Origin of the sequence: Corynebacterium fournieri (genome assembly GCF_030408775.1) — a bacterium.
Taxonomy (GTDB): domain Bacteria; phylum Actinomycetota; class Actinomycetes; order Mycobacteriales; family Mycobacteriaceae; genus Corynebacterium; species Corynebacterium fournieri.
The window spans coordinates 1440747-1466457 of record NZ_CP047210.1 but is presented as its reverse complement, the minus strand read 5'-3'; the positions used below and the strand labels follow the sequence as shown (position 1 = coordinate 1466457).

Sequence of the window (25711 nt, the reverse complement as noted above, 5' to 3'; positions counted from 1 at the left end):
CGGCTCACGCCACCTGCACGCGCACCCCGCGTCCCGCTCACGCCCGCCGGCTTTCGTGCCCCGGGAACGTGCGGGCGCGGGGTGTTTTGCGTGTCACCCCGGTTCACGCCGTGCCATAACGGAAGCTGTCGGCTACGCTTGAAACGGTTTGAAAACTTTTAGCAACACATTCACGAGGAGGATCGCCCACTATGGCGAACTACACTGCTGCTGACGTCAAGAAGCTCCGCGAGATCACCGGCTCCGGCATGCTCGACTGCAAGAAGGCACTCGAGGAGACCGACGGCGACTTCGATAAGGCCGTCGAGAACCTCCGCATCAAGGGCGCGAAGGATGTGGGCAAGCGCGCTGAGCGCAACGCCCTCGAGGGCCTGGTCGCCGTCTCCGGCAACACCATCGTCGAGATCAACTCCGAGACCGACTTCGTGGCCAAGAACCAGGAGTTCAAGGACCTCGCCGCTCAGATCGCTGACGCTGCCGCCGCTGTGAAGGCGAACTCCGAGGAGGAGCTGGCGAACGCAGACGTGAACGGCGAGACCGCGCACGACGTGCTGGAGCGCCTCTCCGCAAAGATCGGCGAGAAGCTGCAGCTGCGCCGCGCCGCCACCGTCGAGGGTGACAAGGTCGAGGCTTACCTCCACCAGAAGGCCGCGGACCTGCCGCCGGCCGTCGGCGTGCTCGTCGCTTACACCGGCGACAACGCTGAGGCCGCACACCAGGTCGCTCTGCAGATCGCCGCGATGAAGGCTCGCTACCTCAACCAGGAGGCTGTGCCGGCGGACGTCGTGGAGAAGGAGCGCGCGGTCCAGGAAGAGATCACCCGCAACGAGGGCAAGCCGGAAGCTGCCATCGCCAAGATCGTCGAGGGCCGCATGGGCGGCTTCTTCAAGGACGTCGTGCTGCTGGACCAGCCGTCGCTGGCCGACTCTAAGAAGACCGTCAAGCAGTACACCGAGGAAAACGGCATCGAGGTCACCGACTTCGTCCGTTACGAGGTCGGCCAGGCGTAAGCCTGTCCACCTTAGTGCAGCTGCCCTGGCTTCGGCCGGGGCTTTTGCTTTGCGACGAAGCTCCGCCCGCCTACCAGCCGGTCAGTTCCCACGTCCTGCCGTGCTTTTCGAACGTGAGCGACCCGTCGGTGCCCACATCTTCGGCAGCGAACGGGGCGCTGGCGCACAGGTCAATGTCTGCACGGTGCATTTCCACTTTGACCACCCTGCCGTTGGGTTCTTTCACGGCAACCCAGTTGCTGCCCTCCGATGTGTCTTCGGGGACCGTGAACGTTTCGAAGCCGAGCAGCTTGTTGGCTGCGGCGCCGCCATAGGGGCACACCAGCACGACCTGATGCGTGTCGGGGTAAATCTCCCTGACCGGCAGTGTGATCGGGCCGTTGCCGTCTGAGGCTTCGAGGGCTTCCGCCAGCGCCTCGGCGCGGTCGGCGTTGGCCTCGATGATCCCGCACCCGATGAGGGACGCACCGGCCGCTGCGCACGACGCCAACGCGATCGCTGCGCGACCGTGGCCGCGCCGCCCGCTGGGGAAATGGGTGTTGAGCCGGTACATCGGGATCTCCGTTCGCTCCGCGTAAGATGACGTTGAGCGTAACCGTACCCCAGATGACAAGGAGCTGAAATAACGTGACTGAGGCGCTAACGCGTACCGGTTTCAAGCGAGTGATGCTGAAGTTGGGCGGTGAAATGTTCGGTGGTGGCAAGGTCGGCATCGACCCGGACGTGGTCGAGTCCGTTGCCCGCCAGATCGCCGATGTGGCACGCGGCGGCACCGAGGTGGCAGTGGTCATCGGCGGCGGCAACTTCTTCCGTGGTGCGCAGCTGCAGCAGCGCGGGATGGACCGCGCGCGCTCGGACTACATGGGCATGTTGGGCACGGTGATGAACTGTCTCGCGTTGCAGGACTTCCTTCAGCAGATGGGCGTGGACTGCCGCGTGCAAACCGCTATCAATATGGCGCAGATTGCAGAGCCATACCTGCCGCTGCGCGCTGCGCGTCACCTGGAGAAGGGCCGTGTGGTCATCTTCGGCGCCGGCATGGGCATGCCTTACTTCTCCACCGACACCACGGCCGCACAGCGCGCCCTGGAGATCGGCTGCGAGGTGCTGCTGATGGCCAAGGCGGTCGACGGCGTGTACGACTCCGACCCGCGCGAAAACCCGGACGCGAAGATGTACTCGGAGATTTCCCCGCGCGAGGTGATCGAGCACGGTTTGAAGGTGGCCGACGCCACGGCGTTTAGCCTCTGCATGGACAACAACATGCCCATTTTGGTGTTCAACCTGTTGGAGGAGGGCAACATTGCCCGCGCTGTCTCCGGAGAGCAGGTGGGAACGCTCGTGGCCTAGTCGGTGAGCAACCGCTCGGCCTCTAGCGCCAGGCCGAGCAGCTCCGGGCCAGACAGCCGCAGGCTGCCGAGGTGTACATCCGCAAGGGCAATGGCGGGGGTGCCCAGCATGTTGAACACCGAGCACCACGGCGACCACTCGGTCTGCGCGTGGAAACTCTCCGCGGGGCTCAGCGCGGAAAAATAGCCGAGCGGCGGCGGGTCGTACGCGAGGGTGGGGCAGAGCACCGCATCGACGTCCCATTGCGCCGCGACAAGGCCAAGCAGTTCACCCGCGTGCGCGCGCGCCGCGCCGATCTGTTCCGGGGTGAGCCGCCGCGCCATTTCCCACAACCACCCGATGTATTCGCTGTCCAGCGGATCGACGGATTTGAACGAGTGCTGGATCAGGGTGCTGAAGTGGGCGTAGGTTTCACGCGATTCGGCGTAGGGGGAAATTTCAACGACGTCGTGGCGGCGGCCTAAGAGTGCAGCGAGCTTTTCGACGTCAGCTCCGCGCCTGTCCGAGACTTCTGGGCGGGCGAACACGCCGCGGGTGAGCACGCCGATGCGCAGCCTGCGCGGAGCCGGAACCTCCCAGCCTGTGAGTGAAATTAGGTCTCCGACGTTGCGGGTGAGAAAGCCGTGGGCGGGGAGTTGCCGGCTGGCAAGCTTCAGCCCCACCACCCCGCAGGCGGCGGCTGGCACACGGATGGACCCGCCCGCGTCGGTGCCGTGCGCCGCGCGTTCCGTCCCGTCGGCTACGACCACTGCGGCGCCCGCGGAGGACCCGCCGGGAGTGCAGCCGGGGTAGGCAGGGGACTCGAGCACGGGCACACCAGGTCGCTCCGCGTAGCAGGTAGCGCCCAGTTCAGACGTCAACGTTTTGGCGGTCACGCTTGCGCCTGCGTCGATAAGCAACTGCACAAACGGGTCCGTGTCGCTCGCGGTGTACGCGCGGGCGGGGTTGCCGTTAGTGGTGGGCATGCCCGCGACATCCGTGCCGTCCTTGACTGGGATCCGCCAGCCAGAAAGACGCCCGCCGGCCGGCCCTGTCAGCGCAGTGCCCGCTTCGGCGACGAATGTGAAGGCTGGGTGCGGCATGGCGACAGTCTAGGCTCGCGCTCCGCGCTGGTAAGTTAAGGGGGACGCAAACCCGAGAAAAGATAGGGGTAACACCATGATTGATGACGTTTTGCTGGACGCTGAAGAGCGCATGACCTCCTCCGTCGAGCACACCCGCGACGAGCTTGCCACCATCCGCACCGGCCGCGCGAACCCGGCCATGTTCAACGGCGTGATGGCGGACTTCTACGGCTCGCCCACCCCGATCAACCAGATGGCCACGATCTCGGTGCCGGAGCCTCGCATGCTGCTGATCAAGCCGTACGACATGTCCACCATGGGCGAGATCGAAAACGCCATCCGCAACTCCGACCTCGGCGTCAACCCGACGGACGACGGCCAGGTCATCCGCGTGACCATCCCGCAGCTGACGGAGGAGCGCCGCAAGGACCTGGTCAAGATGGCCAAGCAGAAGGGCGAGGAAGGCAAGATTGCCATCCGTAACGTGCGCCGCCAGGGCATGGAAGCGCTGAAGAAGATTCAGAAGGACGGCGACGCCGGCGAGGACGAGGTCACCACCGCCGAAAAGGCGCTGGACAAGTCCACCCAGGGCTTTGTCGGCCAGATCGACGAGCTTGTGCAGCGCAAGGAGTCCGAGCTGCTGGAGGTCTAAACCGACGTGTCTGAGGCGCAGACGGACCCTACTGAGCCGACCCAAGCAGCGGAACCCGCAGAGGCATCGCCGAGCCGCTGGCCCACCCATGCCCCGAAACCGAAAAATAAGGCGGGGCGCGATCTGCCGGCCGCGATCACGACGGGGGTGGTGCTCGGCGCGCTGGTCATCGCCGCCGTGTGGATAGGTCCGGTGGCGTGGTACCCGCTCGTTGCCGCCGCTGTGGCGCTGGCGATGTGGGAGGTGATGACGCGGCTGCGCGAGGCCGGCTACGTCCAGCCCCGCACGCTGCTGATCATTTTGGGGCAGGCCATGCTGTGGTTGTCTGTGCCCTACGGCACCTCAGGGTTGGTGTCCGGATTCGCCTTCACTGTGCTCGTGGTGATGTTCTGGGGGATGTTCCACCGCGGCAGGCACGCCCGTCCGGAGAACTACTTGCGCGATACCGCGGTGGCGATTTTTGTGCTGGCGTGGATCCCGCTGTTCGGCACATTCGCCGCGATGATTTCCCTCATTACCGAGGCAGGGGTGGACGGCTCCGCCTACATTGTCGCATTCATGCTGTGCGTGGTGGCCAACGATGTCGGCGGTTACGCCGCGGGCGTGATGTTCGGCTCACACCCGATGGCACCAGCGGTGAGCCCCAACAAGTCCTGGGAGGGCTTTGCCGGGTCCATGACGGCCGGCATCGTCACAGGGGTCCTGGTGGTGAACTTCCTCATCAATGGACCGTGGTGGATGGGCGTCGTGCTCGGTATCGCCTTGGTCATCTGCGCCACGATGGGCGACTTGGTGGAAAGCCAGTTCAAGCGCGAGCTGGGCATTAAGGACATGTCCAACTTGCTGCCTGGCCACGGCGGGATCATGGACCGCCTTGACGGGATGCTGCCGGCGGCCGCCGCCACGTACATCCTGCTCACCGCCATCTCTTTGATGAACGGCTAACTGCGGTTTGTAGCGCGTGCCCGGCCAGCGCCAGATTCGAAATTCCCGGCACAGCGTGCCAAGATGGGGCGCACTATGAGCGATTTCCCCCAGATCCAGCTGCTCGCGCCGAAGCGCGGCATGCCGCCGAAGCATTTCGCAGACCTGACCAAACAAGAGCGCATCGACGCGCTCAAGGAGCTTGGCCTGCCCAAGTTCCGCGCAGACCAAATCGCGCGCCACTACTACGGCAAGTTCGAGGCGGATCCGTTGACCATGACGGACTTGCCCGAGACGCAGCGCCAGACCGTCAAGGACGCGCTGTTTCCCACGCTGCTCACTCCGGTGCGCACGATTGAGACCGACGAAGGCGATACGACGAAGACGCTGTGGCGGCTTCACGACGGCATCCTGTTGGAATCCGTACTCATGCGCTACCCGGGCCGGGCGACCCTGTGCATCTCCTCCCAGGCTGGCTGTGGCATGGCCTGCCCGTTTTGCGCGACGGGCCAGGGCGGCTTGGACCGCAACTTGTCCACCGCCGAGATTGTGGACCAGGTGCGCGCAGCCGCGGCAATGATGCAGGCCGAGGGCTCGCGCCTGTCCAACATCGTGTTCATGGGCATGGGGGAGCCGCTGGCCAACTACAAACGTGTTGTCTCCGCAGTGCGGCAGATTACGCAGCCTTCCCCGGACGGCTTCGGCATTTCCCAGCGCAACGTCACCGTCTCCACCGTGGGCCTGGCGCCGCAGATCCGCATGCTCGCGGACGAGGGGCTGTCTTGCACCCTGGCTGTGAGCCTGCATACGCCTGACGACGAGCTTCGCGACGAACTTGTCCCGGTGAACAACCGCTTCGAGGTTGCGGAGGTGCTCGACGCTGCCCGCTACTATGCGGACCAGACCGGCCGGCGCGTCTCCATCGAGTACGCGTTGATCCGCGACATGAACGACCAGGATTTCCGCGCGGACATGCTGGGCAAGAAGCTGCACTCGGCGCTCGGCTCGCTGGTGCACGTCAACGTCATCCCGCTCAACCCCACGCCGGGCTCGAAGTGGGATGCCTCCCCGAAGGCGCGTCAGGACGAGTTCGTGCGCCGGGTGGCAGCTCAGGGCGTGCCGTGCACAGTGCGCGACACCAAGGGGCAGGAGATCGCCGCCGCGTGCGGTCAGCTCGCGGCCGACGAGAAGGCGGTGTAGCTCGCCGCCTCTTTGGGGACGGAAAAACCCCGCCGGTTGGATAACCGGCGGGGTTTTCGTCGTCAGGCTTAGATGCGGTGCTTGCCGTGGGTCGGCTCGACGGTGACGACCTCGACGTCCTCGCGCTGGTGCGCAGCCTCGACCGGGCGGGCGGCGGTGCGCTCGACCACGCGCTCCTGGCCGTGCGCCGGACGCAGGTGAGCAACGCGGCCCGGCTCGATGTTGAGGGAACGCAGCTGGGAGTCGGTGAGGTTTTCGTACACGTCACCGGAGAGGGTGGCCTGGTTGTAGATCCAGTCCGGCTCCTGGTGGCCCACCGGCTTGTTGTGGGAGGTGACGGTGCGCACCTGGCTCAACTTCGGCTTGGTGGCGTGCAGGATCAGGCCGAGTGCCAGCAGCACAGCGAGGGCGATGAGCCAGATGGTCTCAACGTGGCCCTGGTGGTTGCCGAAGTTGTAGGCGATGAGGAACAGGACGGAGATCCAACCAGCGATCTGGATGGTGCGGTCAGTGAACGCGCTCCAGCCGAAACGAGCGGACGGAACATCCGCCTCAGAAACGCCGTTGTACACCTGCGGTGCGTTGTCCTTCGCGTGGGCCACTGGAATGCTCCTTCAAAGCGTGGGTAGCGGTTGCCAAGATTGGTAAAAACTGTCAGCGCCTATCATCGCACACAGGGTGGACGAACGGGGACACGTTACCCCCAATGTGTTCAAACTTTCGCACCACCGTCCACGCGATTGTGGCCGCATAGTGCCAGAATGCGCCCATTCATGGCACAATGGGTGCGTGAAGAATGTAATCATCTTGGGCTCAACTGGTTCGATCGGTTCACAGGCGATTGATGTGATCCGCGAGCATCGCGACCAATTCAACGTGGTCGGCCTTGCCACCGGCGGGACTCGTCCCGACCGGGCGATCGAGCAAGCCCTTGAGTTTGGGCTGAGCGCTGACCAGGTCGCTGTGCGCGACTTGGAGGGCGCGAAGAAGGTGTCCAAGGAGCTCGGCGGTTTCGTCATCACCGGCGACGCGTGCGCGGCCGCCTTAGTGGAGTCGCAGGAAGCGGACTTAGTGCTCAACTCACTCGTCGGTTCCGCCGGATTGCCGGCCACGCTGGCGGCGCTGAAAGCGGGGGCGACGCTGGCGTTGGCGAACAAGGAGTCGCTTGTCGCTGGCGGACGCTTCGTCTTGGAGGCGGCGCGCCCGGGGCAAATCGTGCCCGTGGATTCGGAGCATTCCGCTATGGCCCAGGCGCTGCGCTCCGGCAAGCGCGAGGAAGTGGAGTGTTTCGTGCTCACGGCGTCCGGCGGGCCGTTTAGGGGCAAGTCTCGCGAGCAGCTGATGGATGTCACGTTCGAGGAAGCGCTTGCACACCCGACGTGGTCGATGGGCTCGATGAACACGCTGAACTCGGCCACGATGGTGAATAAGGGCCTCGAGTTGATTGAGGCCTCGCTGCTGTTCGACGTCGAACCGGACAAGATCGACGTGACGGTGCACCCGCAGTCCATCGTGCACTCGATGGTCACCTTCAAAGATGGCGCGACTATCGCCCAGGCGTCGCCGCCGTCGATGCTCCTTCCGATCTCTCATGCGCTGAATTGGCCGAACCGCATCCCCGGGGCGCAGCCGGCGCTGGACTTCTCCAAAGCTTTTGAGTGGACTTTCGAGCCGCTTGACGACGATGCGTTCCCCGCGGTGCGACTGGCCCGCCAGGCGGCACAGCAGGGGGATCCGTACCCGGCGATCTACAACGCGGCGAACGAAGTTGCTGTGGACGGCTTCGTGCAGGGCCGGTTGAAGTTCCCCTACATCGTCGACGTGATCGCGGAGGTCCTCGACGGTGCCGGGGATTTCGCGGAGGCTCCGGCCGACGTCAACGCTGTGCTGCGCACCGAGGCTCGCGCCCGCGAGCGCGCCGCAGCTGTGGTCGAGCGTTTCGCTGACGCGTAGCGTCAAAGGGGTTTTGTGGGTGCTCTAGGCATTGTGGCGTTCGCTCTGGCGATCGCCGTGTCCATCGCACTGCACGAGGCCGGGCACATGTTCACTGCCCGGGCCTTCGGTATGCGAGTGCGACGCTACTTCATCGGTTTCGGCCCCACGGTGTGGTCGACAACAAAAGGCAACACCGAGTACGGCATAGCCGCGCTGCCGTTCGGCGGTTTCTGCGACATCGCGGGCATGACCGCGATGGATCCGGTCACGCCGGACGAGGCGCCCCACGCGATGGTAAACAAGCCTGCGTGGCAGCGTGTCGCCGTGCTTTCTGGCGGCATTGCGATGAACCTGCTCATCGGCGTGGTCATCACCTACTTCGTGGCCATATTCTCCGGCATCCCCAACCCTGACGCGGACTTCACCCCGCGGGTGGGTGAGACGGTGTGCGTTGCAGACCAGGTTGATGCGCAGACGCTGGGGGAGTGCTCCGGGCCGGGGCCTGCAGGGCAGGCCGGCGTGCGCTCGGGAGACACGCTTGTCGCGCTGGACGGGCAGGAGCTCGAGCGGTTCGCGGATCTGCGCGAGGCCGTCGCTGACAAACCCGGTGAGACGGTCACGCTCGACGTTGTGCGCGATGGCCAACCGATGACCATCGATCTGACCGTCGGCGAGGTCGAACGCATCGATCCGCGCACCGGTGAGCAGATAGCCGCCGGGGCCGTCGGCATCGTCGCCGCCCCCGTGGAAGACGCGGTAAAGGCGTACGGGCCTGCTGAGGCCGTGCCCGCCACGCTGCGATTTACAGGACAGATGCTGCGTGCGACGGTGGACGGCATCGTGTCGTTCCCCGGCAAGATCCCTGGGGTGGTGGCCTCCATCTTCGGCGGGGAGCGCGACATCGACGGCCCCGTCAGCGTGATCGGCGCCTCGCGCACCGGCGGCGAGCTGGCGGAGCAGAACATGTGGTCGGCGTTTTGGATGATGCTGGCCAGCCTGAACTTCTTCCTCGCGCTGTTCAATCTCGTGCCGCTGCCGCCGTTGGACGGCGGGCACATTGCGGTGGTGCTGTACGAAAAGATTCGCGATGCCTTGCGACGCCTCCGGGGCCTGCCGCCCGGGCCGCCCGCCAACTACGAAAAGCTCATGCCCTTGACGTATGCCATGGCTGCGCTGCTGCTTGGAGTGGGTGTGCTGGTGATGGCCGCGGACGTGGTCAACCCCGTCAGAATTTTTGGCTGACGGTGCTAGAGTTAGCCACCATGAACACCCCCATCGGATTAGGTATGCCAGAAGGCCCGGCACCGACGTTGGCTCCGCGCCGCCAGACTCGTCAACTGATGGTGGGGGATGTCGGCGTCGGCTCCGATCACCCGATCTCCGTGCAGTCGATGACCACCACGAAGACGCACGACGTCAACGCCACCTTGCAGCAGATCGCTCAGCTGACCACCGCTGGCTGCGACATCGTGCGCGTAGCTTGCCCGAAGACGGTTGATGCGGACGCGCTGCCGGCGATTGCCGCGAAGTCCCCGATCCCGGTGATCGCGGACATCCACTTCCAGCCGAAGTACATCTTCGCCGCGATCGACGCTGGCTGTGCCGCGGTGCGCGTGAACCCGGGCAACATCAAAGAGTTCGACGGCCGCGTCAAGGAGGTTGCGAAGGCAGCTGGAGATGCGGGCATCCCAATCCGTATCGGCGTCAACGGCGGCTCGCTCGACCCGCGCCTGCTGGCCAAGTACGGCAAGGCTACGCCGGAGGCGCTCGTCGAGTCCGCGATCTACGAGGCCGGCCTCTTTGAGGAGCACGGTTTCGGTGATATCGCCATCTCTGTGAAGCACTCGGACCCGGTGCTGATGGTGGAGGCTTACCGCCAGTTGGCGGAGAAGACCGATTACCCGCTGCACTTGGGTGTCACCGAGGCGGGCCCGAAGTTCATGGGCACCATCAAGTCCTCCGTCGCCTTCGGCGCGCTGCTGTCCCAGGGCATCGGCGACACCATCCGCGTGTCCCTGTCCGCGGACCCAGTGGAGGAGATCAAGGTCGGCGACCAGATCCTGCAGTCGCTCAACCTGCGCCCGCGCAAGCTGGAGATTGTTTCTTGCCCGTCTTGTGGCCGCGCCCAGGTGGACGTGTACAAGCTTGCCGAGGAAGTCACCGCGGGCCTCGACGGCATGGAGTTCCCGCTGCGTGTCGCCGTGATGGGTTGCGTTGTCAACGGCCCGGGCGAGGCGCGCGACGCGGACCTCGGCGTGGCCTCGGGCAATGGCAAGGGCCAGATCTTTGTCAAGGGCGAGGTTGTGGAGACCGTGCCGGAGTCCAAGATTGTGGAAACGCTCATCGATTACGCGCAGCGCATCGCTGAGGAGGAGGGCCTCGAGGAGGTCGCCGGCGCCAAGGCAGAGGTCAAGGTCACGCGCTAATATGCTCCGTCGCAGTGTTGCGGGGGTGGCGGTGGTGGCGCTTGCGGCGTCGATAAGCAGCTGCACCCCGCGCCCTAATGATGCTGAACCCGCCGCTGCGTCCTTTTTGAGCGCGCTTGAAAAGCGCGAGGTGAACGCCTCGCTTATCGACGATCCTTCGGCCGCCGACACCTCCCTCAACGAAACCTGGGGCGGGCTGCAGGCGGATGGGCTGGAAGCCACGCTTGAAGACGTCCACCAAGACGGCAACCTGGCCACCGCCACCTACGAGATGCACTGGCAGCTGCCGCGCGAGCGCGACCTGACCTATCAGGCGCAGATGACGCTGACGCAAAGCGGCGACGAATGGAACGTGCGCTGGCAGCCGTCTCTTCTGCACCCGCGCCTGGGCGCGAACCAGCATCTGGAACTGCGCGCAGTCGCTCCCGCACAAGCCAGCGTGGTCTCCTCCGACGGCGTGGAGTTGCTCAAGCCGGGCACGGCTTACCGCGTGCTGGTGGATACCGACGCAATGCGCTCTGCCAGCGCCGCCGCGGAGGGAATCAGCGCTGCGTTGGCTCAGGCCCACGAGGCTGACCGTGGCGTGCCGCTGCGCGACGCCGAGGGCCTGGCTAAAGACCTCGAAGGCGCCTCCGGTACCTTTTCGGCGGCAGTTGTGCCTGCGCCTGCGCGCGACGCGTTCGAGCAGGCGCTGGCTGGCGAGCCGGGGGTGCGCCTCAACGAAGAGGCGGCGATGGTCAACGCGCAGCCAGAGTTTGCCCCGGACATCATGGCCCGGGTGGGCGAGCTCGTGCGCGACGACCTGCAGGGCGACTCCGGTTGGAGCGTCGACGTGGTCAACGAAAACGGCGCGTCCTACGAGGAGATCACACGCGAGGACGCCGCCCCGGCACCCGCGGTACACATCAGCTTGGACCACCGCGTGCAGCGCGCCGCCGAGATGGCGCTTGAGCCGGTGGCGGGCCAACAAGCCATGATCGTGGCTATCCGCCCCTCCACCGGAGGCATCCTGGCCATCGCGCAGACACCAGCCGCCGACGCGGAGGGCAACTTGGCCACAATGGGCCAGTACCCGCCGGGGTCGACCTTTAAGATCCTGACAGCTTTCGCCGGGCTGACCAAGCAGGGGCTGGTGCCCGGCTCGTCCGTGCCGTGCCCGGGCACGATGAACATATTCGGGCGCACCGTGACTAACTACGCGGGGTTCGGCCTGGGCACGGTGCCGCTGGAAACGGCGTTCGCGCGCTCATGCAACACTACTTTCGCCGACATCTCCACAAAGCTCGCGCCCGGCGAGCTCAAGGATGTGGGCAAGCAGTTCGGGCTCGGCGTGGACATGGAAATCCCGGGTGTGGAGACCATTACTGGCTCCATCCCGGACGGCGAGGAACCGCTCGACCGCACTGAGGCTGGCTACGGCCAGGGCCTGGACTTGGCTAGTCCCTTCGGTATGGCGCTCGTTTCAGCGGCCGCCGCGCGTGGCGCGATGCCAGTGCCGTTTTTGGTGCAGGGGGAGCAGACTCAACTCAGCGAAGCTCCGGCACCGCTTGACCCGGGGGCCGCAGATGAGCTGCGCCAGCTGATGGCGGCCGTGACCGGCCCTGGCGGCACCGCAGGCGGACTGACTGCGGGAGGCGACATACGGGGCAAGACTGGCGAGGCCGAGATCAACGGCGGCTCCCACTCGTGGTTTACCGGGTACCGGGCGGACGACGACATCGCCTTCGCCACTCTCGTAGTTCTCGGGGGCGGCTCTGAAGCGGCGGTCGCCTTGACCAACCGGATGCTGCTGAACCTCGACGCGCCTGCACAGTAGGACTGCCTGCTTGCAGGTGCGGCACTGTTTGACCGCAGGACTACCATTGAGACCATGAATAAACGAGGTCTACTCACCCCTGGAAAACCCACCCCCGAGCGCAAGGTGCCGAAGTCCATTGAGCGCCCCGAATACGCATGGAAGGACGAGGTACAAGAAAACGTCGGTGAGCCGGTCATTCAAACACCGGAGACCATCGAGGCGATGCGCGAAGCCTCCAAGATCGCCGCGAATGCGCTCGCGCTCGCCGGCGCCGCTGTGGCACCGGGCAAGACGACAGACGAGATCGACGGCATCGTGCACGACTACCTTGTGGAGCACGGTGCCTACCCGTCCACGCTGGGCTACCGCGGTTACCCGAAGTCCAGCTGCATCTCGCTCAACGAGATTGTCTGCCACGGCATCCCCGACACGACTGTGATTCAGGACGGCGACATTGTCAACATCGACGTCACCGCGTACAAAAACGGCGTCCATGGCGACACGAACGCCACGTTCTTCGCTGGCGAGGTGGCGCAAGAGCACAAGGACCTCGTCGACCGCACCTACCAGGCGCTCATGCGCGGCATCAAGGCCGCGAAGCCCGGCCGCGAGATCAACGTGATCGGCCGAGTCATCGAGTCCTACGCCAAGCGCTTCGGCTACAACGTGGTCACCGACTTCACCGGCCACGGGGTGGGCACCACGTTCCACAACGGGCTCGTGGTGCTGCACTACGATTCTGACGCCTACACGGACGTGCTTGAGCCGGGCATGACGTTGACCATCGAACCGATGATCAACCTCGGCGAGCTGCCGTACCGTGTGTGGGACGACGGCTGGACGGTGCAGAACATCGACGGTGAGTACACCGCGCAGTTTGAGCACACCCTCGTCATTACCGAGGGCGGCAACGAAATCCTCACCATCCCGGATGCCGATGTGGCCGCAGGGCAGCACATGTTAGGGGAGTAGCGTTCTCTAGATAAAAGCAACGGGTCTGTACGGATGCTCCGTGCGGACCCCATTTTTGAGCATGGTTGTATAAAGAGAAACCCCCGTTGCCAGAGGCAACGGGGGTTTCAGGCTCTAGGCCGCAAAGCTTACTTGCTCAGCGGGTGCTGCAGCCAGCCATTGTAGAAGGCGTAGTTGGCGCCAGCAATGATCAGGCCAACCAGTGCGCCGATGCCGGCAACGATGGAGCCGTCGATCCAGTAGCGAGCCCACTGCGGGACCTCTTCAGCGTTCGTCTTCTTGCCGAAAGCGTCGGTCGGGAAGAACGGCTCTTTGGCGTCGTCGAAGTAGTGGGAGGAGCCCTTCTGATCAGCAGAACCCTTGGTGCCGTCGGAGATGACCTCGCCGAAGGACTTGTCGCCCTCCTGCTTGCCAGCGAAGATGACCTGACGGTCCTTGCTGTCGGTGGTGGCAGCCTCTTCAGCGGAGGCGATAGCGGTGCCGCCAGCGATGACGGTCAGAGCGGTTGCAGAAGCAACTGCAGCGGTGCGGAAGTTACGCATCGTATTCCTTCTTTCGAAATGTGAGTTGGAAGTGGTTTGCGGAAATCCGCGAACTTAGATGTTGAAGTCGCCGTGGACGAAGTAGTTGTACAGCGGGCCAACGACCAGACCGATGATTGCGGACACAACGGTGAAGATGGTTGCGCCGTATGCCACCTTGGCGTAACGCGGCTGCTCCTCGAAGCCCTCCTTGGAGGAGCCGAAGAGAGCCTCACCGTCGGTGCCCTGGAGCTGGTCGTCCTTGCGGAACTCGAGCCACTCGCTGTTAGCGATCTTGTTGGAGGAGCCCGGCTCGACGCCTTCCTTGCCGTCGACGGTCTTGTCCACGGGGCGGGTATCGCGCTCGGCGGTGGTGGTGGTCGCGTCAGCTGCGGGGGTGGTGGTCTCGTCCGCTGCAGTTGCGACTGCGGTGGAGCCGAATGCCACTGCGGCGGCGGTAGCGCCAGCGAGGGCTGCCTTACGGAAATTACGCATGAAACGAAATCCTTCTCTGATAGTTCTTGCACGACGTCCGGGTGGAATTCAAAGAATCCCAGGGGCATTGAGCTCCTAGGACCGTAGCAAGCCCGGTGGGCTCGGTCCCGGTGTCTGCTCCGACAATAGCCGACGGGTTCCAGCTGAATGCAAGTTGGGCACGAAAGTTTCCCAAAAGTTCAACCAAAGGTTGGAAACCTTGGCATTTGCTGAAAAGCTTTGGGTAATGCAAATAACGCTTACGTGGCCTTTTCGACTGTTGTGCTGGATATGTCGTATCTTTTGGTGCTTTCCCCCGAAAGAGGGGGTGAAGTGAAGGTTTAGAGTTCTTTGAAGGTCAAGTCAAGGCCGAGGATCGCGTTTTCAGTCACCTCAGCCAGGGCCGGGTGGATCCAGTACTGCGACCGCGGGAACTCGCGAAGATCCAGGTCGTAGGCCATTACCGTGATCATCTGCTGAATCAGAGTAGAAGCCTGCGGCCCCATGTAGTGTGCGCCCAGCAGCTTGCCGGTGGTCCGATCTGCCACCAGCTTCACTATGCCTGTGGAATCCTCCAGGCCCCAGCCGTAGGCGACATCGCCGTAGTTCTGCACCTTCACGGTGACATCGAAGCCAGCCTCTTTTGCTTGTTGCTCTGACAGTCCCACAGTGGCGATCTGCGGGTGGGTGAAGATCGCGGAGGGAACATGATCGTGCGGCATCGGTACGAGGTTCGCATTCTCGCCGCTTTCCCACGCCTGCAGCACGTTGTACGTGACGGCGCGCTGCTCGGCGTTCGCGACGTGCTTGAGCTGATAGGGGGAAGAGAGATCCCCAAGCGCCCAAACACCCTCTGCGGTTGTGCGCCCGAACTCGTCGACGACGACGCGGCCGTCGGGGTGGGTGTCTATCCCGCCGGCGGCAACATTCAGGATGTCGCTGTTGGGCACACGCCCGGTCGCGATGAGGAGGGCTTCGGAGGTGACCGTGGTGCCGTCGTCAAGCGTGAGCGTGACGCCCTCATCGCTGTTTGAGGCGCTTTCGACGGTGCGCCCGATGTGGGTGGAGTAGCGCTCGGTGGCGAGGTCGTTGAACGCCGTCGCCAAGTCCTGATCGAGCTGTCGCAGCAGCGGCGAACGGTTCACGATGGTCACTTCCGTTCCCAGTGCGTCAAAGACGTGCGCGAACTCCATCGCGATGAAGCCGCCGCCGACGATGGTCAAAGACTTCGGCTGGCGCTCGAGCCGCATGATGTCTTCGTTGGTGTGGAACGGCACAGCGTGGGCCCACTCGGGAATGAACGGACGTGCGCCCGCCGCGAGGATGATCGTGTCGGAGGTGATGAATTCCTCGTCGTCGCCACGTCCAGTCTTCAGGGTGCGGGGTCCGACGAAGGACGCCTCCATGTCGTAGACGGTCACGTTCGAGCAGCCGTTGCGGCGGTAATCCTCGCCGCCTTTCGCGATCAGGTCGATGCGGTTGTCAAAGACGCGTTCCACGATGGCAGGCCAGTCTGCACCCTTGTACTCCAAGGCGATACCGAGCTTGCCGGCCTCGCGGGCGGCGTACGCCTTTTCGGCGGCGAGCACGTACATCTTGGTGGGGATGCAGCCGACGTTCAGGCACGTGCCGCCGAACGCGCCCTTTTCCACCATCGCGACCTTCTTGTCGTCGAAGTCGGGAGTGAGGATCGAGTTGCCTGAACCCGCCCCCACAATGATCAGGTCGTAGCGTGTGGCATCCTGCAAGTCGCTTGCGAGAGCGGGCATGATCTTCTCCTCTATATATATGTCTCTTTCGCGTGTAGACGTTACTGCGCGAATTTATGGCCGTCGAGCCACCCGAAAACTGCCTTGAATGCGGCTTCGCGGGCGTGGCGCTCAGACAAGAACACGTCGTGGCGTGCGCCGTCGATGACCTGCACCTGCGAGTCCTGGGCCAGGGTGGGAGCCCAACGCTGAATCTGGTCCACATCCAGCACCGTGTCTGCCGTGTCGGCGGCGGGGGAGTAGTCCTCGCCCAAATACGAGTGTGAGGACCGCAACGTCAGCATGGGCACACCAGTATCAACCTCTCCCGCGTGAATCTGTTCCTGGCCTTGAATGACCGCGCGCATCCACCCCAGGTACTTGCGGTGGCCGTCCAGCGGCTTCCACGTCGTGTTGAAGTCCCACTCGCCGTGGGCAGCTTTGTGGATTGACTCGCCGTACGTGCCTTCGCCGCGCTGCAATAGCGGCAACGACGGAAAAATCGCCCCGAGTGAGTTGAGCACGGGTTTAAGCGCCACCACCTGCCACCGCGGGAACTGCAGGTCCAGCCACGGGCTATTCAAAATGATGCCGGCGAGCTTCGCGTGATCTTCAGGCTGCTCACGGCGCAGGTGGTCAGCCCACAGCGGCACGATGAGCCCGCCGGTGGAGTGCGCGAGCACCACCACGGAACCGTGGTTGGCGGCAAGAATGCGCAGCGCTTGCGTCAGTTCCGGATAATAACGACTCATAGACAGCGTGAAGTGGGCACGCTCGCCTCCCTTCAGTGCGCGGCCGCAGCGGCGCAAATCCAGCGCGTAAAAGGGGTAGCCGTGCCGGGAGAACTCATCGGCCACGTGCGCCTGGAAAAAATAGTCGGACATGCCGTGCACCCACAGCACCGCCGGCTTGCCGTGGCGCTGTGAGCTTTGTTGCGCCCTCACGTCCCGCACCAGCACCGCATCCACATTGGTGCCGCTGTCCGGGTCCTTGCCTTGAGGGAGAACGGCCTGCTCAAAGCCGTCTCCGAGGGGATCTGGCTGCCAATTGAGATGGAGGTCACTGTCGTTCATGCGCACGATGATACTGACAATGACGTGGGGGACCTGTGGTCGTCGTCAAGCCTTTGCACTCTTGCCATCGACGCGACGTAATATGGTCTGCACTCCCCAAAAGTCGAAAACCTCAAAGGATGACTACGAATGTCTGACAACGGTGGTAATAAGTACGCGGACGAGGTGGACATCCTGCACGTCGGCGCTGGCATCATGAGCGCGACGCTGTCCTCGATGCTGCACGAACTGGAACCCGAGTGGTCCCAGATGATCTTCGAGCGGCTTGACGGCCCAGCCGAGGAGTCCTCCTATCCGTTCAACAACGCTGGCACCGGCCACTCCGCGCTGTGCGAGCTGAACTACACGCCCGAGAAGAACGGGCGAGTGGATGTGTCCAAGGCGATGGCCATCAACGAGAAGTTCCAGCTGTCGCGCCAGTTCTGGTCCCACCAGGTGGAAAACGGCGTGCTCACGGACCCGCGTGCGTTTATCAACCCCGTGCCGCACGTGTCCTTCGCCCAGGGCGAAGACCAGATCAAGTACCTGCGCAAGCGCTACGACAAGCTGTCGGCGAACCACATGTTCCCCAACATGCAATTCGCGGACGACCGCGACACCTTCGCACAGAAGCTGCCGCTGATGTCGCAGGGCCGCGACTTTGACGCCGAGCCTGTGGCAATCTCCTGGACCGACGCGGGCACAGACATCAACTACGGCGCGTTGACCGAACAGTTCCTCGACGCCGCAAAGCGCAACGGCACCGAGATCCGCTACGGGCGCGAAGTGACCAACATCAAGCGCGAAGGCAACTTCTGGAAGGTCACGGCGAAAAACGTCCACACCGGCGACAAGCAGGTCGTGCGCGCACGCTTCGTCTTCGTCGGCGCCGGTGGCTACGCGCTGGACCTGCTGCGCAAGGCAGGCGTGCCCGAGGTCCACGGCTACGCCGGCTTCCCCATCTCCGGCATGTGGCTCAAGACCACCAACCAGGAGCTTGTGCAGCAGCACAAGGCCAAGGTGTACGGCAAGGCCAAGGTCGGTGCCCCGCCGATGTCCGTGCCGCACCTGGACCTGCGCGTGGTCGACGGCGAAGAGTCACTGCTCTTCGGCCCGTACGGCGGCTGGACCCCGAAGTTTTTGAAGCAGGGCTCCTACCTGGACCTGTTTAAGTCCATCCGCCTCGATAACATCCCGTCCTACCTGGGCGTTGCCGCCACCAACGTGGATCTGGTGAAGTACCTGGTGCAGGAAGTCTTCCGCGACTTCGACGGCAAGGTGGACGTGCTCCACGAGTACTACCCGGCCGCCGAAGGCAAGGACTGGGAGGTCGTGGTCGCCGGCCAGCGCGTGCAGGTGATCAAGCCCGCCGCATTCCCGCGCTTCGGCACCCTGGAATTCGGCACCGCCCTGGTCAACGACCAGAACGGCACCATCGCCGGCGTGCTCGGCGCATCCCCGGGCGCATCCATCACCCCGGCCGCAATGATCGAGCTGCTGGAGCGCTGCTTCGGCGAGCACATGATCGACTGGGCCGACAAGCTCCACGAAATGTTCCCGACGTACGGCAAGTCCCTCAAGCGCGACAAGGACGCCTACGACGAGCAGTGGGCGTGGACCCAGAAGACGCTTCAGCTGGACACCAACGAGAACACGCTGTAGAGCTCCTTCGTCGCTCTACAGGGGCATGCAGGGCCCTACGTCCCGCAGAAAGTGACGTAGGGCAGCTGCCCCTCAGGCCGGGCCATCCATTCGGGCCCGGCTTTTTCGTTGTACGGGTCGCTCACCGCGGCGAGCAATTCGTCGTATTTCGTGTAATCGCCGTGGTTTTCAGCCGCGTCGATCGCCGCTTGCAGCAGCTGGTTTCGGGGGATGAAAAGCGGGCCCGGTTCGCCGCCGATGCCGTGTGTGCGGTTGTAGGTGGTGATGTCGGCTGCAGCGTTGAGCCCGTCGTGGTCGTCGCCGATCCATTTCGCCCAGGCCTCGTTCCACAACGACTGCACGGTTTTTACGTACGCGTTGACCTTCTGCTCGCCGAGCAGCGGGTAGAGCGCTTCCGCCAGCCGCGCCATATTCCAGGCGATGATGTTGGGCTGGTTGCCAAATGCGTAGCGTCGCTGGCGGTCAATCGAGCTGAAGCTCGCGTTGCCGTCGAACCGCTCCGTAAACGCGCACGGGCCGTAATCGATGGTTTCTCCCGACAGCGCAACGTTGTCTGTGTTCATCACCCCGTGGACGAATCCCAGACGCATCCAGTGCGCCACCAAGTCGAACTGGCGCCGTGTGACCGTTTCGAGCATGTCCTCCGCATCGCTGAAGCCCGCGGCGTGGACCACCTTGTGCACGAGCTCCTCCGACTGGGTGGCGGCGTATTGCACCGAACCCACCCGCAGGTGGCTTTTCGCCACACGCACCACGATGCCGCCGGGGACCGCTCCCTGCTGGCGGATCACCGTGCCGCCGGTGGTCAACACCGCCAGCGAGCGGGTGGTGGGCACGCCGACCGCGTGCATGAACGTGGAGATGAGGTGCTCGCGCAGCATCGGGCCGATCGCGCCGACGCCGTCGGAGCCCGGGCGGGAAAACGCCGTCAGACCTGAGCCTTTGAGCTGGATTTCGCGGCCGGCGATATCGCCGAGGAGCAGGGCGCGTCCGTCACCGAGCAGGGGAACGAACTGGCCGAATTGGTGGCCTGCGTACGCCATGGCGTGGCCGCCGTCGGCACCGGTGAGGAACTTCAGGCCTGCGTCAGACTGCAGCCACGCAACATCGAGGCCGAGCTCGGCGGCGAGCGGCTCATTGAGCGCGACAAGCTGCGGGTTTTCAAACTCCGTGCCGGTCTCTTCGTGCGCGAGCTCCGGCAGGGCGTCGGCAAGCGTGTGGGCGAGCTGGGGTCGTGTCATGGCTCCACCCTAAACTGATGAGCTATGACTACCGGCCACATCACACTCGTAGGCGGCGGCCCAGGCGCGTGGGACCTGCTGACCATTCGTGGTTTGCGCGCGCTCGAATCCGCCGATGTCATCCTCGCCGACCACCTTGGGCCCGCGGCTGAGTTGGAGCAGTTTCTGGATCTGCGAGGCAAAGAGGTCGTGGACGTGGCCAAGCTGCCGTACGCGAAGCAGGTCGCGCAGGAGCGCATCAACGAGATGCTGGTGGAGTACGCGCGCGCGGGCAAGCACGTGGTGCGGCTCAAAGGCGGGGACCCGTACGTGTTCGGTCGCGGGTTTGAGGAGCTGCAGGCGTGCGCGGCTGCCGGGCTGGGGTGCTCGGTGGTGCCCGGGGTGACTTCCGCGGTGTCCGTGCCAGCGGCCGCTGGGGTGCCGGTGACGCAACGCGGGGTCACGCACGGGTTTGCGGTGGTCTCCGGGCACTTGCCGCCCGGCCACGAGAAGTCGCTGGTGGACTGGGCAGCGCTTGCCCGAGTCGGCGCAACGATCGTGGTGGTCATGGGTGTGCGCAACGTCCGCGCGATCACCGCGGCGCTGGTGGAGGCCGGTATGGATGGGGCGACGCCCGCCGCCGTGATCCAGGAGGGCGAAACGGACTCGCAGCGGGTCTACTTCGCCACCGCAGCGAGCTTGGCCGACGTGATGGAGGCCGAGAGTGTCGCGGCGCCGGCCGTATACGTGGTGGGGGAGGTCGCAGGCCTTGCGCACGCTGGATAGCTTGATCTGGGGTACCGCTTTCGGGGACGGCGCTCCGGTCGCGCCCGCCGCTGCTGCACACCCTGGGCGGCAAACCCTGGGAACGGCGCAAAATCGGCCGATGACAGGGTCTGGCTCCCAGGGGTTGGGGGAGGTGGACCAGCAGACGGTGCTCATCTGCCACGACCTGACGCTGGATCTCACCCGCGCGGCGGTGGCGACGGGCGCGCCGGTGGTGTTTCTGGACTCGGACTATGCGCGAAGCCGGAAGGCGTCGGCAATGGGCGCCGAGATCGCGGGCGACGTGCGGTTGGACGAGTTCTTGGCCGGGGCAACTGGTTCAGCCGTGGCGATCGGGGAGATGCCCAAGTCTCTGGCCCGGCTGGACTACCTGGCGCGCTCCATCGCAGGCGCGGGCTACGACGGTGTGCGTGTTGTGCTCGGCGCGAATAACAAGCACCTCGCACGCAGCATGAACGCGGTGTTGGAGGAGTCCTTCGACGACGTTTCAGCGTCACTCGGCCGCGGCAAGTTTCGCTGCCTCGTCGCTTCCGGCCCGCGCGAGGTGGCCTACGAGTCAACGCTAGGTGACGGCCTGGTCGCCGTCGGCGGAGTCTTTTCCGGCGCAAAGCCGGACCGGGGTGGGCAGCTGCTTCGCTCCTGCCTGCCCGCCGCTCCCGGCCGCCTGCTCGACCTGGGCTGCGGCAACGGCTCGGTCACTCGGGGGATGGGCGGGGTGGCTACGGACGCGGACGCGGACGCGGTAATTTCCGCGCGCGCCATCGGGCTGGAGGCGACGTGGGACGACGCCGGCTCACGCTTGCCGGATGCGTCCTTCGACACGATTGCGCTGAACCCGCCGTTCCACGACGGCACCACCGTCGACGCCACCCTCGTGCAGCACCTCCTTGACGCCTCCGTGCGTCTGCTTGCACCCGGCGGTGCGCTGTATTTGGTGCACAATTCGCATCTGCGCTACCGCGGCGAGGTGGAGCGCAGATTCGCATCCGTGGACCAGGTCACGCGGGATACAACCTTCACGGTGCTTCGGGCAACGCGCTAGCCCAAGAGGGCAGGCAGGGCGTTGGCGGCGGTGTCCTCAACGACCACGTCGGCCAGGTGGGACAGATCCGTGCGCATCGGGGTGACCTCGATGATGGGGATTTCGCGGGCATGTGCCATTAGTGGCAGGCCGGCGGCGGGGTAGACCACCCCGGACGTGCCCACGATCACCAGCGCGTCGGCGGTGCGCATGCGACGCTCCGCCTCTTTCCACTCGGCTTCCGGCAGGGCCTCGCCGAACCAGACCACGCCTGGGCGCACGGAGCCACCGCAGACCGGGCAGGCCGGGGGAGTGATTGCCGCCACGGGTTCTTTGGGGAGGTCGATGGGTTGGGCGAAGTTCTCGTCGCAAAGCGAGCAGCGAAAGTCGAACAGCGAGCCATGCAGGTGGACGACCTTCTTGCTGCCTGCGCGCTCGTGGAGGTTGTCGATGTTTTGGGTGGTCACCGTAGTCTTCGGCGACTTAGCGACGGCAACGTGGCCCGCGTTCGGCTCCGCCTGCTGCGCGAGGTGCGCGCGCCAGAGGTACCACGCAAACATGGTATCCGGGTCGTTGTGCCACGCGTCGATGGACGCCATGTCCTGCGGGTCCACGTTCTCCCACAGGCCGGTCTGGGCGTCGCGGTAGGTGGCGATGCCACTGTCGGCGCTCATGCCAGCGCCGGTGAAGACCTCGATGTGGGAAGCGTCGGCGAGAAGCGCGCGGGCTGTGTCGATGGTGGTGTGGGAGGACATGGCTGCGACGGTACCCCGAAACGAGCAGGCTTTAGCCGATTTGGACCTTTGAAGCGCAGTCGATCTTCGCGTACCGGCGCCCGTTTTTGTCCACGTTGTTGAGGGCGTAGTTACCTCCGTAGGCGCGGCAGCCCGTGTATTTGTCTGAGGAGGGCGCAGGCGGGGCGGCGGGAACCGGGACTTGCTGCTCCTGTTCGCTGCGCAGCCGCTCGCGCTCACGGTCCTGTGCTTCCTGCATGCGTCTAGCTGCTTCGCGCTCAGCTTCGGCTTGTCGGGCCGCTTCGCGCTCGGCTTCGGCTCGTCGGGCTGTTTCGCGCTCAGCTTCGGCTCTTCGGGCCGCTTCGCGCTCAGCTTCGGCTTGCCGGGCTCGTGCCTCGGTGTCGTCGACCTGCGTGGCAGCAGCACCGGCACGTCGTTCAACGTCGTCGAGGAAGCGCGCCATGTCATCTGTGTAGAAGAAGTCGTTGCTGCTGGTGCTCGTCCGCACTCTGCGCAGTACACGGTCGATGGTGCCGAGATGCTTTCGGGCCGCAGCCACGGAACCGGGGTCATTGAGGTCGAGGGAGCGTATGGTGCGGTCCTCCCGATCAAGCTCGTCGAAGTCGGCTTGCAGCTCACGGTCAGCGGCAAAGCAATCAGCGCTCGCCGCAAAGATCTTGGATCCCGCGTTACGGGGCGCTTGCTCCGCCGCCCGGATCCTCTCAAAGAAGCGGGAGTTCGGCTCGACCAAAATTGCGCGCGCCAGCCCTTCGCTCGCGAGCTGCTCGTTGACGAAGGTGTCATCTCGAAAAACCCCGGCCAAGGTACGGCCGTACTTGTCCGTGCGCTCCACGTCGTACTCCAGGTGGATCTTTGCACCGGGCGGGACTAGCGCTTCCAAGCGCTGCTTAGCCTCCTCGGCGTAGCATTCGCTGGGATTGCCGTCGTGCCCGAGCTCAGGGGTATCGATGTTGAGCAACCGGATACGCACCGTCTCCCGTGCAACCGAAGCATCCAATGTGTCGCCGTCGACGATGCGTTGCACCGTCACATCCTCATCCCCGCCCGAAACAAGCTGAACGCCGCCCCACGCAACGGCGCAGGCGACAATGAGGGCTACAAGTTTTTTCACCCGCCCAGTATAGGTTTCCCGCATTTGGCAAAACGCCTCACCGCAGCAGGCTGAGGGCTAGCTGATCCGCTGCGGCCGGCCCCGATCCAGCAGGTATTGGCCGAGGTAGGGCTGCGCGAACTCGACCACGCCCCAGCCGGCGGGTGTGATCAAGTCACGCTCAATGAGCCGGGCCCGGATATCGGAAAGCGACGTGGCTGGGCGGCCAAGGTGCTCCGCCAGCGCCGAGGTGGCAATCTCGCCTAAGCCTGTTTCGTTTTCGATGGCGGCCATGGCCTGCAGGTAGTCCATTTGCCGTGCGGGAACGTCGCGGATCGCAGGCTGGTGTACCTGCACGCCGAGGCGTTCGAGCGTGCGCGGGATCGCAGTAGAGACAGCGTGGGCGTCGATGCGCTCCAGCACGAGTTCGTCCGCCGCCTCCCAGGACAGGAAGCCGACCAGCTGCACGAGATACGGGTAGCCCTTGGTGAACTCGGCGGCGCGCCGGGCGTCGTCGAAAGGCCTGCCGCCGTCTTGGGCGGTTTCCGCGAGCGCACTGTGGGCGTCTTCAAGCGTGAGCGGCCCAAGCTCGTAGTGGCGGGCGCGGCGCAGGAATGTCGCGCCGGGCAAATCCAGCAGCGCGTTGATGCCGTGCGTCAGGCCCGCCATGGCCACGGCCACGGGTAAGTCGTCGCGCACCAGGTCTTGGTAGGCCACGGCGACCTGGGTGAGGTCCTCCGGGGAGGCGTCCTGCACCTCGTCGATGGTGATGAGCACACCCGTGCCGCGCAGGTGCGAGATGAGTTCGCGCAGCTGTGTGGTCAGCCGGGGGACGGGATCGTTGGATTCCATGTCGGTGCGCACCGACCCGATGCCGGCGACCGATACTCCGGTGATGCGGCGGCGCTGCGGAGGTGCGAGGCGGTTGATGGCTTCCGGGATCGCGGACTCGATGAGGGATTGCGTGATCTTCTCTCTGGCCGATGCGCGCAGCACGAGCCACCCCTGCCGTGCCGCGATGTCCTCGAGCTCGGTCAGCAGCACGGTTTTGCCGATACCCCTGGACCCGGAGATCAGAATCGACCGGTCCGGGTTGCCTGCGGCGCCTGTGATCGCGCGTTCGAAATCGGTGAGCACAGTGGCGCGGCCGGCCCAGACCAGTGGGCTGGCCCCGAACGTCGGACGAAACGGGTTGTTCATGCCGCTCAGCCTAGCGCAACCGATAAACCGATAAAGTGCCCGGAGCCGATAAACCGATAAATCGATATCTTCGCGGCGGTGGCACGCGTGAGCTACACCGCGATCGCGACGGCCACGCACGCAACCACGATCACCACCACGCCGAGGGCCATGCGACGCAGGTAATGCTTGCCCGGCGCGTGAGCGGTGTTCACCGCGATCTTGCCCGGGTTCGACGGCAGCACTGCCGCCACCATCGGGTCGTGAGGCGCTGAGTACGTGCCCATGCCCCCTTGGTAGCGCAGCTGAACGTTGCGGGCCTGTTCATCCGCATCGGGTTCGAGGCCGTCTTGGGCGGAGGTCACACGCAGCGCGACAACCACCGTATAAACGATGAAGCCGATCCACATCGCGAGCTCCAGCCAAAACGGGAGGGCGGCATCCGGCACCACCAAGGAGATGTTCGTCACCGCGAACAGTGCGGCCAGCGCGAGGATGATCTTGGACATCACGTCTGCGGTGGCGTGACAAAGCTTCTCGACGCGCCGGGCCGCCGTCTCCGAAAACGGCAGCGTATCTTCGTTCGGGACATCGACGGTGCGCCGGGCAAGCGCCCGTGGCGGCAGACACAGCGGCAACGCCGCCGAGATGATAATGCCGACGACCATCAGCACCGTAGTGCTGAGCAGCGTCTTTGCCGCGAACCCGTCCGCCTCGCCGGTGGGGCCGACGTGCACCGGCACCGGGTCGGGGATGGTGTCCCAGCGCAGCAAGATGTACGCGAACCCGGCTGCGTAGATGAGCGCGGTCGCGGCGTAACGGCGGTAGTGGGAGGGCATGGCTGTCACTGTATCCGTCTCCGCTGTATCCGC

Annotated in this window: 25 protein-coding genes; 13 read left to right on the top strand and 12 right to left on the bottom strand. The window is 64.8% G+C overall.

Going from position 1 to position 25711, the window contains the following annotated elements; genetic code table 11:
* The first annotated feature begins 191 nt into the window (after positions 1 to 191).
* Entirely contained in the window at positions 192 to 1010 is an 819-nt protein-coding gene (tsf, locus tag CFOUR_RS07115; protein ID WP_085958182.1) for a translation elongation factor Ts, read from the top strand.
* Positions 1011 to 1080: 70 nt separating this feature from the next.
* Here the strand turns inward: tsf and CFOUR_RS07110 are convergent, their stop codons facing one another.
* Complete coding sequence (locus CFOUR_RS07110; RefSeq protein WP_085958181.1) at positions 1081 to 1563, bottom strand: hypothetical protein; 483 nt, start codon at positions 1561 to 1563, stop codon at positions 1081 to 1083.
* 113 nt (positions 1564 to 1676) lie between these two features.
* Between CFOUR_RS07110 and pyrH the strand changes: the two genes are divergently transcribed.
* Positions 1677 to 2360: a UMP kinase gene (gene pyrH / locus CFOUR_RS07105; protein WP_413540800.1), complete on the top strand. Its 684-nt coding sequence runs from the start codon at positions 1677 to 1679 to the stop codon at positions 2358 to 2360.
* Here pyrH and CFOUR_RS07100 read toward each other — a convergent pair.
* Positions 2357 to 3442, bottom strand: a complete 1086-nt coding sequence (locus CFOUR_RS07100) for an amidase family protein (RefSeq protein ID WP_085958179.1) — start codon at positions 3440 to 3442, stop codon at positions 2357 to 2359. The genes pyrH and CFOUR_RS07100 overlap by 4 nt on opposite strands.
* A 76-nt stretch (positions 3443 to 3518) precedes the next feature.
* On the opposite strand from CFOUR_RS07100, the gene frr reads away from it, so the two are divergent.
* The 3 genes from frr to rlmN all read left to right on the top strand — a co-directional run bounded on the left by frr (position 3519) and on the right by rlmN (position 6200).
* Positions 3519 to 4076: a ribosome recycling factor gene (gene frr, locus CFOUR_RS07095; RefSeq protein WP_085958178.1), complete on the top strand. Its 558-nt coding sequence runs from the start codon at positions 3519 to 3521 to the stop codon at positions 4074 to 4076.
* Positions 4077 to 4082: 6 nt separating this feature from the next.
* A complete protein-coding gene (locus tag CFOUR_RS07090; protein WP_085958177.1) occupies positions 4083 to 5021 on the top strand; it encodes a phosphatidate cytidylyltransferase in 939 nt (312 codons plus the stop codon).
* A gap of 75 nt (positions 5022 to 5096) precedes the next feature.
* Positions 5097 to 6200: a dual-specificity RNA methyltransferase RlmN gene (gene rlmN / locus CFOUR_RS07085; RefSeq protein ID WP_085958176.1), complete on the top strand. Its 1104-nt coding sequence runs from the start codon at positions 5097 to 5099 to the stop codon at positions 6198 to 6200.
* A gap of 68 nt (positions 6201 to 6268) precedes the next feature.
* Here rlmN and CFOUR_RS07080 read toward each other — a convergent pair whose 3' ends face one another.
* Complete coding sequence (locus CFOUR_RS07080) at positions 6269 to 6802, bottom strand: DUF2631 domain-containing protein (protein ID WP_085958175.1); 534 nt, start codon at positions 6800 to 6802, stop codon at positions 6269 to 6271.
* A 187-nt stretch (positions 6803 to 6989) separates the two neighbouring features.
* Here CFOUR_RS07080 and dxr point away from each other — a divergent pair, with 187 nt between their 5' ends.
* The 5 genes from dxr to map are packed head-to-tail and all read left to right on the top strand — an operon-like array spanning position 6990 to position 13331.
* Positions 6990 to 8153: a 1-deoxy-D-xylulose-5-phosphate reductoisomerase gene (gene dxr / locus CFOUR_RS07075; RefSeq protein WP_085958174.1), complete on the top strand. Its 1164-nt coding sequence runs from the start codon at positions 6990 to 6992 to the stop codon at positions 8151 to 8153.
* A gap of 15 nt (positions 8154 to 8168) precedes the next feature.
* Positions 8169 to 9377: a M50 family metallopeptidase gene (locus CFOUR_RS07070; RefSeq protein ID WP_085958173.1), complete on the top strand. Its 1209-nt coding sequence runs from the start codon at positions 8169 to 8171 to the stop codon at positions 9375 to 9377.
* Between the two features lie 20 nt (positions 9378 to 9397).
* Positions 9398 to 10561 carry a flavodoxin-dependent (E)-4-hydroxy-3-methylbut-2-enyl-diphosphate synthase gene (ispG, locus tag CFOUR_RS07065; RefSeq protein WP_085958172.1) on the top strand — a complete coding sequence of 388 codons (1164 nt, stop codon included), beginning with the start codon at positions 9398 to 9400 and terminating at the stop codon, positions 10559 to 10561.
* A 1-nt stretch (position 10562) separates the two neighbouring features.
* Entirely contained in the window at positions 10563 to 12377 is a 1815-nt protein-coding gene (locus tag CFOUR_RS07060; protein ID WP_085958171.1) for a penicillin-binding transpeptidase domain-containing protein, read from the top strand.
* 54 nt (positions 12378 to 12431) lie between these two features.
* Positions 12432 to 13331 carry a type I methionyl aminopeptidase gene (gene map, locus CFOUR_RS07055; RefSeq protein ID WP_085958170.1) on the top strand — a complete coding sequence of 300 codons (900 nt, stop codon included), beginning with the start codon at positions 12432 to 12434 and terminating at the stop codon, positions 13329 to 13331.
* Between the two features lie 128 nt (positions 13332 to 13459).
* On the opposite strand, the gene CFOUR_RS07050 is transcribed toward map, so the two are convergent.
* The 4 genes from CFOUR_RS07050 to CFOUR_RS07035 all read right to left on the bottom strand — a co-directional run bounded on the left by CFOUR_RS07050 (position 13460) and on the right by CFOUR_RS07035 (position 17147).
* A complete protein-coding gene (locus tag CFOUR_RS07050) occupies positions 13460 to 13873 on the bottom strand; it encodes a hypothetical protein (RefSeq protein ID WP_085958169.1) in 414 nt (137 codons plus the stop codon).
* 54 nt (positions 13874 to 13927) lie between these two features.
* On the bottom strand, positions 13928 to 14347 hold the full coding sequence (locus tag CFOUR_RS07045; protein ID WP_085958168.1) for a hypothetical protein: 420 nt from the start codon (positions 14345 to 14347) through the stop codon (positions 13928 to 13930).
* Positions 14348 to 14667: 320 nt separating this feature from the next.
* On the bottom strand, positions 14668 to 16095 hold the full coding sequence (gene mtr, locus CFOUR_RS07040) for a mycothione reductase (RefSeq protein WP_085958167.1): 1428 nt from the start codon (positions 16093 to 16095) through the stop codon (positions 14668 to 14670).
* A gap of 41 nt (positions 16096 to 16136) precedes the next feature.
* Complete coding sequence (locus CFOUR_RS07035) at positions 16137 to 17147, bottom strand: alpha/beta hydrolase (RefSeq protein ID WP_085958166.1); 1011 nt, start codon at positions 17145 to 17147, stop codon at positions 16137 to 16139.
* 129 nt (positions 17148 to 17276) lie between these two features.
* Between CFOUR_RS07035 and mqo the strand changes: the two genes are divergently transcribed.
* Positions 17277 to 18788, top strand: a complete 1512-nt coding sequence (gene mqo, locus CFOUR_RS07030) for a malate dehydrogenase (quinone) (protein WP_085958165.1) — start codon at positions 17277 to 17279, stop codon at positions 18786 to 18788.
* Positions 18789 to 18823: 35 nt separating this feature from the next.
* Here mqo and CFOUR_RS07025 read toward each other — a convergent pair whose 3' ends face one another.
* Positions 18824 to 20029 (bottom strand): protein adenylyltransferase SelO family protein, encoded by a 1206-nt coding sequence (locus tag CFOUR_RS07025; protein ID WP_085958164.1) that lies wholly within the window; start codon positions 20027 to 20029, stop codon positions 18824 to 18826.
* Positions 20030 to 20053: 24 nt separating this feature from the next.
* Between CFOUR_RS07025 and cobA the strand changes: the two genes are divergently transcribed.
* Positions 20054 to 20794, top strand: coding sequence for a uroporphyrinogen-III C-methyltransferase (gene cobA / locus CFOUR_RS07020; RefSeq protein WP_085958163.1), 741 nt, complete (start codon positions 20054 to 20056; stop codon positions 20792 to 20794).
* 100 nt (positions 20795 to 20894) lie between these two features.
* Positions 20895 to 21836, top strand: a complete 942-nt coding sequence (locus CFOUR_RS07015) for a class I SAM-dependent methyltransferase (protein WP_085958162.1) — start codon at positions 20895 to 20897, stop codon at positions 21834 to 21836.
* Here CFOUR_RS07015 and CFOUR_RS07010 read toward each other — a convergent pair.
* The 4 genes from CFOUR_RS07010 to CFOUR_RS06995 all read right to left on the bottom strand — a co-directional run bounded on the left by CFOUR_RS07010 (position 21833) and on the right by CFOUR_RS06995 (position 25678).
* Positions 21833 to 22570, bottom strand: coding sequence for an NAD-dependent deacylase (locus CFOUR_RS07010; protein WP_085958161.1), 738 nt, complete (start codon positions 22568 to 22570; stop codon positions 21833 to 21835). The two genes, CFOUR_RS07015 and CFOUR_RS07010, sit on opposite strands and share 4 nt — an antisense overlap.
* Positions 22571 to 22601: 31 nt before the next feature.
* Entirely contained in the window at positions 22602 to 23681 is a 1080-nt protein-coding gene (locus tag CFOUR_RS07005) for a thermonuclease family protein (RefSeq protein WP_179154857.1), read from the bottom strand.
* A 57-nt stretch (positions 23682 to 23738) separates the two neighbouring features.
* Positions 23739 to 24860 carry an ATP-binding protein gene (locus CFOUR_RS07000; RefSeq protein WP_085958159.1) on the bottom strand — a complete coding sequence of 374 codons (1122 nt, stop codon included), beginning with the start codon at positions 24858 to 24860 and terminating at the stop codon, positions 23739 to 23741.
* A 92-nt stretch (positions 24861 to 24952) separates the two neighbouring features.
* Positions 24953 to 25678, bottom strand: coding sequence for a DUF1648 domain-containing protein (locus tag CFOUR_RS06995; protein ID WP_085958158.1), 726 nt, complete (start codon positions 25676 to 25678; stop codon positions 24953 to 24955).
* Positions 25679 to 25711 lie beyond the last annotated feature (33 nt).